Origin of the sequence: Paraburkholderia sp. GAS199 (assembly GCF_050436585.1) — a bacterium.
Lineage (GTDB): Bacteria > Pseudomonadota > Gammaproteobacteria > Burkholderiales > Burkholderiaceae > Paraburkholderia.
On the sequence record NZ_JBNDMM010000001.1, the window covers coordinates 295,663 to 308,022 of the forward strand.

General features: G+C 59.4%; 14 protein-coding genes. 10 read left to right on the forward strand and 4 right to left on the reverse strand.

Translation table 11 applies throughout. The features are described 5' to 3' along the window. Window positions 1-85 precede the first annotated feature (85 nt). The 9 genes from P3T18_RS01215 to P3T18_RS01255 all read left to right on the forward strand — a co-directional run bounded on the left by P3T18_RS01215 (window position 86) and on the right by P3T18_RS01255 (window position 7,456). Entirely contained in the window at window positions 86-1,120 is a 1,035-nt protein-coding gene (locus P3T18_RS01215) for a DJ-1/PfpI family protein (RefSeq protein WP_429298083.1), read from the forward strand. Continuing rightward, window positions 1,117-1,551, forward strand: a complete 435-nt coding sequence (locus tag P3T18_RS01220; RefSeq protein WP_429298084.1) for a nuclear transport factor 2 family protein — start codon at window positions 1,117-1,119, stop codon at window positions 1,549-1,551. The genes P3T18_RS01215 and P3T18_RS01220 overlap by 4 nt, the downstream gene beginning before the upstream one ends. A 29-nt stretch (window positions 1,552-1,580) precedes the next feature. Next, window positions 1,581-2,063 (forward strand): nuclear transport factor 2 family protein, encoded by a 483-nt coding sequence (locus P3T18_RS01225; protein WP_429298085.1) that lies wholly within the window; start codon window positions 1,581-1,583, stop codon window positions 2,061-2,063. A gap of 34 nt (window positions 2,064-2,097) precedes the next feature. Then, window positions 2,098-3,603, forward strand: a complete 1,506-nt coding sequence (locus P3T18_RS01230) for a toluene monooxygenase (RefSeq protein ID WP_429298086.1) — start codon at window positions 2,098-2,100, stop codon at window positions 3,601-3,603. A 1-nt stretch (window position 3,604) separates the two neighbouring features. After that, window positions 3,605-3,877, forward strand: a complete 273-nt coding sequence (locus tag P3T18_RS01235) for a toluene-4-monooxygenase system B family protein (RefSeq protein WP_429298087.1) — start codon at window positions 3,605-3,607, stop codon at window positions 3,875-3,877. Between the two features lie 10 nt (window positions 3,878-3,887). After that, window positions 3,888-4,175: an MmoB/DmpM family protein gene (locus P3T18_RS01240; protein ID WP_429298088.1), complete on the forward strand. Its 288-nt coding sequence runs from the start codon at window positions 3,888-3,890 to the stop codon at window positions 4,173-4,175. 19 nt (window positions 4,176-4,194) lie between these two features. Then, window positions 4,195-6,225: an AraC family transcriptional regulator N-terminal domain-containing protein gene (locus tag P3T18_RS01245; protein ID WP_429298089.1), complete on the forward strand. Its 2,031-nt coding sequence runs from the start codon at window positions 4,195-4,197 to the stop codon at window positions 6,223-6,225. A gap of 95 nt (window positions 6,226-6,320) precedes the next feature. After that, a complete protein-coding gene (locus tag P3T18_RS01250; protein ID WP_429298090.1) occupies window positions 6,321-6,614 on the forward strand; it encodes a Rieske (2Fe-2S) protein in 294 nt (97 codons plus the stop codon). A gap of 152 nt (window positions 6,615-6,766) precedes the next feature. Continuing rightward, the gene (locus P3T18_RS01255) at window positions 6,767-7,456 is read left to right on the forward strand and encodes an enoyl-CoA hydratase/isomerase family protein (protein ID WP_429298091.1); all 690 of its coding nucleotides are present in this window, start codon (window positions 6,767-6,769) and stop codon (window positions 7,454-7,456) included. 73 nt (window positions 7,457-7,529) lie between these two features. Here the strand turns inward: P3T18_RS01255 and P3T18_RS01260 are convergent, their stop codons facing one another. The 3 genes from P3T18_RS01260 to P3T18_RS01270 form a co-directional block, all read right to left on the reverse strand. Further along, window positions 7,530-8,378: an oxidoreductase gene (locus P3T18_RS01260; RefSeq protein WP_429298092.1), complete on the reverse strand. Its 849-nt coding sequence runs from the start codon at window positions 8,376-8,378 to the stop codon at window positions 7,530-7,532. 258 nt (window positions 8,379-8,636) lie between these two features. Then, window positions 8,637-9,443 carry a LysR substrate-binding domain-containing protein gene (locus P3T18_RS01265; RefSeq protein WP_429299015.1) on the reverse strand — a complete coding sequence of 269 codons (807 nt, stop codon included), beginning with the start codon at window positions 9,441-9,443 and terminating at the stop codon, window positions 8,637-8,639. Window positions 9,444-9,824: 381 nt separating this feature from the next. Then, window positions 9,825-10,292, reverse strand: a complete 468-nt coding sequence (locus P3T18_RS01270; protein WP_429298093.1) for a cupin domain-containing protein — start codon at window positions 10,290-10,292, stop codon at window positions 9,825-9,827. Window positions 10,293-10,449: 157 nt separating this feature from the next. Between P3T18_RS01270 and P3T18_RS01275 the strand changes: the two genes are divergently transcribed. Then, window positions 10,450-11,352, forward strand: a complete 903-nt coding sequence (locus tag P3T18_RS01275) for a LysR substrate-binding domain-containing protein (RefSeq protein WP_429298094.1) — start codon at window positions 10,450-10,452, stop codon at window positions 11,350-11,352. Between the two features lie 86 nt (window positions 11,353-11,438). On the opposite strand, the gene P3T18_RS01280 is transcribed toward P3T18_RS01275, so the two are convergent. Next, complete coding sequence (locus P3T18_RS01280) at window positions 11,439-12,323, reverse strand: LysR family transcriptional regulator (protein WP_429298095.1); 885 nt, start codon at window positions 12,321-12,323, stop codon at window positions 11,439-11,441. Between the last annotated feature and the right edge of the window lie 37 nt (window positions 12,324-12,360).

Sequence of the window (12,360 nt, forward strand, 5' to 3'; positions counted from 1 at the left end):
CGTCGAATTTGCAGGAATGGGCTTTCAGCAATCAATTGCCTAATGCGACCTCAGCGCCTATAAATACTTGCAGAGGAGAGGAGCCATGCGGCGCATCTTGATGATTGTTTCCAGTGCACGGGAAATACAACTCGAGGGCGGCGGCACCCTTGCGACGGGTTATTGGTCCGATGAAGTCTATACGCCGCTTCGACTCTTTCGCGCTGCTGGGGTCGAAGTGCGAATCTGCACAGTGGACGGCCGACCCGGCATCGCAGACCCTTTCAGCCTGGAGCCGCGCTTTCATTATCCGGACGCCGACAGGGATTTTCTTGCCGCGATCGTGCGAAGCTTTGCGGACGACGCCGAAGGAATCCGCTTCACGTTGCATCACTACACGGAACTCGATCTGATCGTCTCGCGGCGCATTTACGAGGCATTGACCTACGCCGATGTCGAACACGGGCTGGCGCGGGCCAATGTGGAAGCGGCAGCAAAAGAAAGCTGGAAACACGATATCGGATTTCTCGAGGCACTGGCCGCGCGGCCGAAAGTCAGCGCGCTCGTGCCACCCGCGCAAGCTCAGCTTCTAGCGGACAAAGTCAAGCGTGAAAGCGAAGAGATAGCGCGTGTCTGCGAGCACGCGCTGACGCACGACCGCGCGCTGAACAGTCCCTATGAGTTGGCAAGTCTCTCCGACGACGAGATTCTTTCGTTCGACGCAGTGTTCATTCCCGGAGGTCATGGCGCCATGGTCGATCTCGCCGATAACCGCGACGTCGAACGCGTGCTTCGTTTGGCGCATTCGCGACGGCACCTGATCGCACTCCTCTGTCATGGGCCGGCAGCACTGCTATCGGTCGGCGATGGTCCGGATGGGGGTTGGGTTTTCGACGGTTACCGCGTCGCCGCATTTAGCAACGAGGAAGAGGACCAGGCCATCGCCGGGCTCAAACGGCCCGGCTGGTTTCTGGAAAGCGAATTGAAAAATCGTGGCGTCGTTTATGACGAAGCACCGGCATGGGTGTCGCATGTCGTGGTCGATCGTCATCTGTTGACTGCGCAGAACCAGATGTCGGATGAAGCCTGCGCTCAGGCCGTGCTGCGAAAGCTGGGCGTCTTGCAGGGAAATGCGGCATGAACTCCGCCCTCGATCTGGCCAATACTTTTCTTACCGGCCTTGCCCGGCATGATGTAAACGGAGCACTAATGGTGTGCTCTCCACACTGCTCCATTCATATTTTGCCGCTCGAGATCGAAGGCGCCATCCATGCCGAGGGACGCAAATTCTTCGAAGGCTGGATGTCGGCTTTCCCCGATCTCAGTCTCACCACGCGGCGGATATTTGCAACGGGCGACGATGTCGTCGTCGCAGAGACAACCTTCGACGGCACACAGGCCGGCGGCTTTCTCGGCGTGATCAATCAGGAAAAGCACATCGACCTCGAAGAAGCGTGGCTGCTGCGCACACGCGCCGACCGCATCGAGGGAGTCAAGCTCTTCTGGTGCCAGAACCAGCTTTACCGGCGGCTCGCGGTGCGGCGCCTCGATCAGGTGACGATTACGATGTGATCGCGCCGGCTTCAGACAGGGAGACAGTCATGCCGGATTCGTCGAAACGGCGCGCAGTCACGCACGCAGAGCGCGCGCATCGCGCAGTGCTGTATTTCTTCGACGCGTACCAGCGACACGATGTCGAAGCGATGGGCGACGTGTGCACCGATAACGCGAATTTCCGCTATGTGCCCGCGGAAGTGATGCGAAAGCAGCGCGTCGTTCGTGGAAACGGCAAGGTGCGTGGAATCGGCAAAACGTGGTGGTCGTCGTTGATCGATGCATTCCCGGACTTGAGCAACGAACTGAACTGGATCGGCACCGACGACGCAGGCAACGTAGCCGTCGAAGTCGCAATCTCGGGCACGCAAGCCAAAGCATTCGGGACGATCGCCGATAGCGGCAAACACTACCGGCTCGATCATCTCTTTCTGTTTCATGTGAATCGCGAAGGCCTGATCGACGACATCGTCGCGTATTGGGACACGGCGAACTGGTATCGGCAACTCGGACGGCTCGAGTGTGATTGAGTGTCCGTAGACGAACGTAGCGCAGGAGGTAAGGATGGCTTCGCTCGCACGTGAAGACTGGTACGACCTTTATCGTGACGTCGAATGGACGCTTTCTTACGTCGACCAGGACGCCGTATTTCCCGAGTGGTTGTCGGGCACCGGCAAGGTGCCAATCGACGCCTGGAAACAATGGGACGAGCCTTACAAGGTCACGTATCCCGAGTATGTGGCCACACAGCGTGAAAAAGACGCCTCGGCGTATGCGGTGAAATCTGCAATGCGCCGCTCGTCCATTTTCGACAATCTCGACGAAGGCTGGAAATCCGTTTCGAAGCTGCACTACGGCGCGGTCTCGTTGATCGAATATCTCGCCGTGCTTGCCGAATTGCGCATGGCCCGGTTTGGTCTATCGCCTGCCTGGCGGCAAATGGCGCTATTCGGTTCTCTCGACGAAATCCGCCATACGCAGTTGAATCTGCTGTTCGCTCACGAATTCATCAGCAAGGACGAGCAATACGATTGGGCACTCAAGGCGTATCACACGGACGAATGGGTTGCCGTGGCCGGGCGCGCGGCGTTCGACGGCATGATGGCCAATCCCTGCGCCGTCGATATCGCCATCCAGCTGCCGTTCACTTTTGAAACGGCATTCACCAATGTTCAATTCATCGGACTCGCAGCCGACGCGCTCAGCTCGACCGACATCAATTTCGCCAACATGATTTCGTCGATTCAGACCGACGAGGCGCGGCATGCGCAGCAGGGTCATCCGACTATGGAAATCCTGATGCGGCACGATCCAAAGCGCGCGCAATGGCTGATCGATAAAACCTTCTGGATCAGCGCGCGGCTTTTTGCCGTGATCAGCGGCATCGGCATGGACTATTACACGCCGCTCGAACACCGCAAGATGTCCTATAAGGAGTTCATGGAAGAATGGGTGGTCAATCAGTATTTGCGGACGCTGAAGGATTTCGGCCTGAAGCAGCCGTGGTTCTGGCAAGAATTCATCGACGGGCTCGACATATGGCACCACTCGCTGCAAATGGGCATCTGGTTCTGGCGTCCGACTGTCTGGTGGAAACCGCAAGGCGGCGTCAGCACGGACGAGCGCGACTGGCTGCGCGAGAAGTATCCGCACTGGGAAAAAGAATTTGGTCCAGGTTGGGACACGATCATTTCGAATATCAACAGCGGACAGGAAGAACAGACCTTACCTAAAACGCTGCCGTGGCTCTGCAACTGTTGCCATCTTCCCATCGGTACGGCCGGCGCACCGAATAACAGCCGCTATCCCGTGCGCAGTTATCCACTCGAACACGATGGCTATACCTATCATTTCTGCTCGCGGCCCTGCCGACAGATCTGGTGGGAAGACAAGGACACCATTCATCAGAAAACGGTGATCGAGCGGCTTCTGGAAGGACAAGTCCAGCCGCAAACGCTCGAAGGCGTACTCGATTACATGGGGCTGACACCCGAAGTCATGGGACGGGACGCGAAGAATTATGCATGGGCCTATTCATATCCCAGCGACAGCCAGATGAAGCGAGCCTGACATGAGCGTGAACCGCACGGCACAACAGACGCCGCTTCCCATCAACGCGCACTTCATCGGCGACATCGTCACGCAACTCGTGTTCGTGCTCGACACCGATACGATCGCCCAGGTGGCGGACAAAATTGCCGAGCACGTGGTGGGAATCAGAGTGGCGCGGCGCGACGCGCCGATGGTCGTCTATTTCAACGGCGCAGCCTTGCCTATGGGCGAGACGGTGGGTAGCGCGGGTATTCGGCCGCTGCACTGCCTCACTGTCCGTTACGCGGAGTAAGGAACGAGCCATGCCTGTTTCCGCCAATCTGGTCGGACCGGTTCTGCGCATGGTCGACGAAGTCGACGCCGTGGTGCGCGCGATCATCGAAGACAATCCGGACCGTCACATCGAACTCATCGACCGGGGCGCTTACGTGAGAGTGCAGGCCGAGTGGTGTCTTCGCGTCACCCGGGCGTCGATTGAACGGCACGTCGGGCGCTTTTACGAAATGCGGGAACTCGAACAGATTCTCGCCTCTTTCGCCGGTCGCATCACCACGACTTCGGATGAGTTTGTCTGGCAATACAAACGCTGATCCTGTGGAGGACTGTCGGATGGACGAAGATTCCGCGCGTGCGAAGGTCAAACCACTGCGCACGTGGAGCGCGCTAGGCGCGATTCGCCACGTGCCGAGCGAGTACGAGATCGTGACGCATGATCTCAACTACACGGTCCGCAAGCATCGTGCGGCTGCGTTCGAGCTGAATCCCACCACGCCGGCGAACATGTGGTATCTCACGTACCGCGATAAATCGCCCGTACAGGTTCCGGAATGGAACGAGTTTCGCGACCCCGACGAGATGACTTACCGCAAGTACGTCACCGTTCAGGACGAGCAGGAAAATGTACTAAAGGGCGTGCTCGATCAATACGAACACAGCGCGCACGACGCCAATATTTCCGCCACGTGGCTCGATACTCTCGCGCATGTTCTGATACCGACGCGCTATCCCATTCATGGTTTGCAGATGACGCAGGCCTATCTTGGCACCATTGCGCCATCTTCTTACATCACCAATTGTGCGGCTTTTTCCGCTGCAGACCTGTTGCGACGCGGCTCTCTCGTCGCCTACCGCACCCGTCAGTTGCAGCGCGCGCGGCCCGACGTGCACATTCTGGACAGCGCCCGGCGCATATGGGAAGCGGACCTCGGATGGCAGCCCGCCAGAAAAGCCGTCGAAACAGCCTTGATTGCCTACGATTGGGCCGAGTGCCTGACGGCCGTCAATCTCGTGCTGCGCCCCGCTCTCGACGAAATTCTTTTGACCCAGCTCGCGAAAGTGGCCCGCGAAAACCGCGATGATCTGACCTGGCTGCTCCTGACCAATCTCGCCAAAGACTCGATACGCGCAAGCCGCTGGAGTTGTGCGCTCGCTCGCTTCGCGATCGAACGATCGCCCGACAATGCCAGCAGTTTCGTGCGTTGGGTGAAAAAGTGGCGTCCTCGTGCCGAAGACGCTGCGGGCGGATTGGCCACGTTGCTCGCGAGCGCATCGTCTTTAGGTCAGGAAGAGCTAAGCACGCTCGAAGCGGCGCGTGATGCGATCGCGCGTTCTCTCGACGCGGCAGGTATTTCCGTGGAGTCGAACGGCACCAGTGGCATATCGTCCAGCACGCCCGGTTCGATCGCCCCATCTAATTTGCCGCCGCTGGCGAACGATCCGCTGGTGACGTTGCTCGACGAGTTTGCGGAAACGCAAGGCGCCAATACGTGCCACTGGAGCGGTCTCACCTTCTACCGGTTCGAAAGTCCGGTCGCGCCGCTATGGGACCAGACGGCGTCGCTCGCGCTGTGCATCGTCGTGCAAGGTCGAATGCGCGTCACCATCAATGGCCGGAAATACTTCTTCGATCCGGATAGCTACGTCGTGGTGAACAGCGCGACGCGAATGCAGACCGAAATACTCGAGGGGTCGCCGTCACGGCCATTTCTTTCGATGATCCTGCAAATTCCGGCAGCCGCAGTGGCGGAAGTACTGATGGAAAACCTGCCCGCGCTCGAAGCGCAGCAACCCGCCGAGGGAGAAGATCAGTCCGACGACCCGTATGTATCGAAACTCGACGGCGATCTGCGCGATGCCGTTACGCGCTTTCTGAAAACGCTGGACGACGACAGCGAGCGCCGTCTGCTCGGGCCGCTCTTTCTGCGAGAAATCGTTTTCCGTCTTCTGCGCCACGATCAGGCATCGCGTCTGGTGACGTCGGCACTTCATGGAAAAGGCTCGCGCAAGGTCTTTGCCGCGATTCGATACATGCAGGCCGAGTACAGTAAGCCGATCACGATCGACGAAATTGCTCGGGCGGTGGGTGCGAGCACGTCCACGCTCGCGCATTCGTTCAAGGATGCGATCGGCGTCTCGCCGTATCAATTCCTGAAGCAGCTCAGGCTGGAACGCGCGCGCGTGCTGATCATTCGCGAGGGTTTGGGTATCAACGAGGCCGCCACCCGCACTGGCTATGCGAGCACGTCGCACTTCGTCAAAGCCTTCACCAGCTATTTCGGCGAGGCGCCGAGCCACTATGCCAACCAGTTTCGCGGACGGCCGACACTCAATGTCATGGAGGCGACGGAGTCGAAATCGTAATGCCATCGGCAAAAAAAGCAGACAAACGTACCGCGCCCTCATCTGCGCCAGTCGAACCGGATAGTGGCTTTGAGCCCACTTTCGCAGTCGACGTCATGGATGCAGACGATCTATGGATCGGCGAGATGATCGGCGTCGACACCAGCCGCGGTTCGGTGCTGATCGTCAATCTCGACGGCACCGTTCATGCCTATGAAAACCGCTGTCCACACGGCGGCGGCCGACTGAGCGACGGCGAATTCGCGAACGGCGTGATAGTCTGCCCTATCCATCGATGGGAGTTCTGCGCCCGCAACGGTCGCGGAATCAATCCCGCCAGCGCCCAGTTAAATCAACACGTCGTTGAGATCGTCGACGGCCGTATCCGGGTCATCGTGCATCGACAGTAAGCTTTTCATTCCTCGCGGCAAACCTCCCCACGATCATTTCTGCAAGATTTGCGTGCTTTCCTGCAAATCGAGCGCAGCGTTCTGTCCGGATGCGCTATCCGTTTCCACAATTCAGGCATCGAAAGGACAATGCGTGATTGCGAGGAGCGCTGATGGCTGACGATCTGACGATCGCAAATGGTTTCGATGGTTTTCGCGTTGAATACAGAAAAGGGATGTTCCGTGCAGACATTGTGTTGGACCGTCCGTCGTTCAATCTTATTTCCATGGATCAACGCGAGCATCTGTTAGCGGTTTTCGACATGCTCGACAGCGAGCCGCTGGTTCGTGTGATCGTCGTGCGCGGCGTCGGTGACCATTTTTCGGCGGGTAGCCTCAACGAACGATTGCCGCAAAGCGCAATCGACGCCATGCCGACTCTTGCGAGAGACATGAGCGCGCCGGCGCGCTGCGGCAAACCGGTGATCGCATTGAACCGCGGCTACTGCTTCGACGCAGGGTTCGAACTTTCGTTGGCCTGCGATTTCCGGGTCGCGACCGAGACCACGCTTTACGCGCTACGTATGCAGGAAATGGGACAGCTTCTGAGCCAAAGCGGCTCGGCGCGTTTGCAGGAAATGGTCGGCGTTGGCCGCGCGAAAGACATCATCATGCGTAGCCGCTTCATTCACGGCACAGAAGCCTACGACTGGGGAATTGCGACAGACTTCGTCGTCGATTCCGAGTTGGAGAAGTTCACGGACGATCTCGTCCGCGAACTTCTTGCGTTGTCGCCGCTTGCGCAGCGCGCCATGAAGGCTCAATTGAATGAAGTGGCCGACAAAAAACGCCAGGAAGACTGACGCTCGCACGCAAATCCAATCACGCGAATGCCGCCGGATCACGGTCGGCGACCCGGCGGGCAATGTGGCGCGTTTACTTGTCGCTGAAATCCGCCGACAGGCTCAACTCGCGCTGGCCTTTGATATCCGTCGTGAGCTTCTTCAGATAATCGACCACGGCATTGAAGCCCCACGCGCCGAGTACGAGATGACGCGGCGCTTCCGCGTTGCGTGCGATGGCGATCATCGCCTCGCCGGCACGCACGGGGTCGCCCGGCTGCGTGCCGCTCGTCTGCTTCGTCCCGCTGTGCCGCTTGCCTGCCGTCTCGGCGTAATCGTCGATCTGAGTCAACGTTTGACGCAGCGAGCGGCCCGCCCAATCCGTGCGGAACGGCCCCGGTTCCACGCACGTAACGCCAATGCCGAGCGGCTCCAGTTCGGCGCGCAACGAGTCGGACCAACCTTCCACTGCGTGTTTGGACGCCGCATAGTAGCCCGACCCCGGAAAGCCGATCAGACCCGCCACCGAGCTGATATTGATGATGTTGCCGCTACGTTGCTCGCGCATGATCGGCAGCACGGCACGCGTCATGGCAAAGAGCCCGAAAACGTTCGCGTCGAATTGCGCGCGGATCTCGGCTTCCGTGCCTTCCTCGGCGGTGCTCTGATATCCGTAGCCGGCATTATTCACCAGCACGTCGATTCGGCCGAACTTCTCGCGTGCCGTCGCCACCGCAGCGTCGATCTCGGCCTGCTTCGTGACGTCGAGTGCGAGCGCCACGGCGCGGTCTTCCGCGCCGCTGACAATATCGGCGACGCTCGAAACATCGCGCGCGGTGACGACAGCACGCCAGCCTCGTTCCACAATCAGGGTGGCAAGCGCACGGCCGAGGCCGGTCGAACAGCCGGTGATAAACCAGACGGGAGTGTTGGATGATGACATGGTATATCCCTTACAAAGTGACTACTGCTCCGTGAGCGCCAGTGGATGGCCCGCTAGCAGCCGTTGTTCCTGATATCAGCGGCCGGTTCTGTTTTCGCACGCGCGGAACAGTCCTCTCGTCGGCCAACTGAACGTTCGATGCCGCATTTGGATCTGAGTTCGGCATCGCGACGACGCAGTATAGAAATTCACCCTTTGACGAAAAAGGTGCGCAATGCAAATGCCCTATGCAAAGAAATTGCACAATGCACGATCGCCTTACTTCAAACGTTCTCGCACGAAGTCGATGAAAACGCGCAGTTTGCGGGGAATTCGGCCGGGGTTGTAGTAGTAGAGATAAAGCGTGCCGCCCGGAGTCCAGCCGTCCAGCACATTCACGAGACGGCCAGCATCCAGATGCGGTTCAACCAAACGGTATTGCAGATAGCCAAACCCGAGGCCATCCAGGGCCGCTTGCAGAAGAAGATCGTTGTCGTTGGTAGCGACTCTTCCCGTAACGGCCATGCTGAACTTCTCGTCGCCCTTCTCGAACTCCCACCGATACACCGCCTTGGTGCTGGCGCTCCGATAGTTGATGCACTCATGCTTGAGAAGATCGCGCGGATGGGTTGGAACGGTTCTGTCACGAAGATAATCGGGTGAAGCCACGATGCAGAATCGCATGTCGGTGACGATCGGCACCGCGACCATGTCCTGGGCCATCACGTTGTCGTAACGGATACCCGCGTCGTAGCCCCGGCTCGCGATATCGACGAGGCTGTTCTCGGATATCACATCGAGCTTTATGTCGGGATAGGCTCGCAGGAAATCTTTCAGAATCGGTGTGATAACCAGCGAGATGGCCGAACGCAGCATGTTCAGCCGAAGCGTGCCCATGGTTCCACTCGATTCGCGGCCCACTTCGTTGAACGCGAGGTCGAGCTGCTCCATCAAGGGCTGAATTCTTGTCAGGAACGCGCTGCCGGCCTCGGTGAGGCTCACGCTTCGCGTGGTGCGATTAAAGAGTTTGGCGCCGAGTTGCTGCTCCAGCCGTCGAATCGTATAGCTGGCGGCGGAATTGGAAATGCCTAGTGCCTACGCGGCGGCACTGAAGCTCTGTTCCTCTGCCACGCGAGCGAACGGGGAGAGCGCCGAAAGATCGGATCCGTTCATTGCAAACTATCGGTAAGGGAAATGCAAACATGTGGCTTAAGGCCATAGTAGATTTGTCGTTGAGCTGATTGCAAGGTTTGATCTTCGTCGAACAACCAAACCATTTGCTCCGTACGACACCACCTTGCGCAGCGCGATTGCTGCCCTGTATTTTCCACTCACCGATAATTTGCTGCCAGATCTGCTGCTGCGATATCTGGCATTGCCTGACGCGTTCAACGTCGCGAGCCGCCTCCGCAAAGCGTCGACAAGTCTCGGCTAATGATGCCGTGCTTCGTTAAACGGCAAGCCCATTTACACAGATACCGGCGCAGGCGCGTGCAGCGTAATGCCAAAGCGCTCCGCGGCAGCACGCATGCGAGCCTTGAAAGCGTCGTCGGGTTCCTGCGTTTCGGCGAGCGCTTCTCGCGGCTCCGCGCAAGCCTGCACGAAGCGGTCGAAGCCGGCCGGCGCGCAGATCACCAGATAGCGTGCGGTTTGCGTGCCGCTGTTGATCAACTTATGTCGCGTGCCGCGTCCGAACGTAGCGGATTCACCCACACGCAGCGTTTGCGATGCGTCGTCGCCGACGGTCTGCAACTCGCCTTCGAGCATGATCAGCGTTTCTTCTTCGTGGTCGTGATGATGCATCGGCGTTGCGCGGCCAGCGGGCGAAGCCATTTCAAGCACGCAGTATGCGTCGCCCGTTTGAGCGCCAGACACCAGAATGCGCGTATAGGAACCGCCGAAGTCGTACCCGATGGTTCCGGTTAAGATGTTCATGTGAGGTGCGGCCATTGTTTTCTCCGAAAGATTGGGATCAGGCCACGCCTGCCCGGTTCGCGATTGCATCGCCTTGATCCAACTATATCGGCGCGTCGACTCTCGCGGGGTCGCCGCCATGCCACGACTCTAATGACCCGATGTCGCGAATCTATCGATGAAAAACCTCAGCCAGTTTGTCAATTTCTCGGCCGTCGCGCGACATGGCAGCTTCGCGCAGGCCGCGCGAGAACTCGGGCTCGCGCCATCGTCGATGGCTAAAAGCGTCGCGCGTCTCGAGAAAGACTTGAACGCGCGCCTCTTTCATCGCACCACGCGCTCGGTGACGCTCACCGAAGAGGGCCGCGCACTCTATGCGAAGTGCGAGTTGCTGCTCGCGCAAATCGACGCGCTCGATCTGACATCGGTCGGCGCGTCGGACGAGCCCGCGGGTATGCTGCGAATCGGCGCGCCAATCGGTTATGGCGTGCGCATCGTGCTGCCCGTGCTGGCGCGACTGCGCGAGCGTCACCCGGCACTCGAATTCGATCTACGGCTCTCCGATAGCCGTGTCAGCGTGCTCGACGAAGGGCTCGACGCCGTGGTCCGTTTCGGTCAACTCGAAGATTCGTCGCTGATTGCCCACCAGATCGACGAACAGCCGCTCGTGCTGTGCGCGAGCCCGACGTATCTCGCCGGCCACGATCCCATCCGCGCCATTCGCGACCTCGTGCATCACACGATCATCGTGTTCCGTCTGCCGACTCATGGCCGCGACAGACCGCTCGAATTTATCGAAAAAGGCAAGACCGTGACGCTTACGCCGGACACACCGTTTCGCATCAGCCATGGCGAAGCGCTCGCCGAAGCGGCCGTGCTCGGCATCGGCATCGCACAGATGCCCCAGTTCTTCGCGCAGCCGTATCTCGCGGAAGGTTCGCTCGTGGAACTGCTGCCGAAGTGCCGGCCCGCGCCGCTCGCGGTCAACCTGGTGTTGCCAGGCTCGCGAGTGCGCGCGGGGCGCGTACGCGCGTTGGTGGAAGCGCTGACGGAGCAGCGACGCGCAAAGCCGGGACGATGAACGTAGGTCGGCGTAAATAGTTCGAGTGCGGCTCCAACTTCGTGTACGCCGTCCAACCATCTGGCTGCATAACAACCGCCCATCGGCTAAACGACCCGCAGACTCCACAAGATATCGAGCGCGTGTTGCGTTGCATTTTCGATGCGTCCCGTTCGATGCGCGATGCCGAGCCGACGCCACAATGCGGGCCGCAACGGCCGCATGACGATACGCGGATCGTGCGATGGCGTAGCGGCTTCATGAGGCAACAACGCTGCGCCGTAACCCGCCGCGACCAGACTTCGGATCGCGTCGTTGTAATTCAGCTGGATGCGCGGCACCGGATGCTGGCCACTCGCCGCGAACCACTCGGCCGTCAATTGCGAAAGCCGCGTAGCCGGGTCGTTGAGTACGAGTGGCTTATTCGCCAGCCAGGCTGGCGTTACGCGGGCCGGGCATTTCCATTGGGCAGGCATGAAGGCCATGACCGGATCTCGCCGCCATGGCTTGATCACCAGGCCCGCTATTGCAGGCTGCGGTAACGCGACCAGCCCGATGTCCAGCGTGCCTTCGGCAAGGCCGCTGAGCGTGCCCTGAGATGTCAGCACCGTCACCTGAACGTCGATAGCGGGATATTGCTGACCGAGCGCTTCGAGGGCTTGCGGCAGCAGGTTTGCGATTGCGCCGGTGGACGCGCCGAGTCGCACACGCCCTTCGAGTCCTTCGACCTGCCGGCGAACGTCATCCAGCACCTGTGCGGCGTCCGCAAGAAGTTGCCGTGACCTGGCCAGCAGCGTCTCGCCGATTGCCGTGGGTTGAACGTGTCCGCGCTTGCGCGACAGCAATGGCGCACCGACGCGCTCCTCCAGTTCCTGGATGTGCAGGCTGACCGTTGGCGGCGCCAAATGCAGCAGCCGCGCGGCCTCCGCGAAGGAACGATGATCGACGATGGTCACCAGCGTACGCAGGCGGTCCAGACTGATCTCTCTCATGCGTGCCACCAGATTAGAAAAAACTGAACGTTGCTTT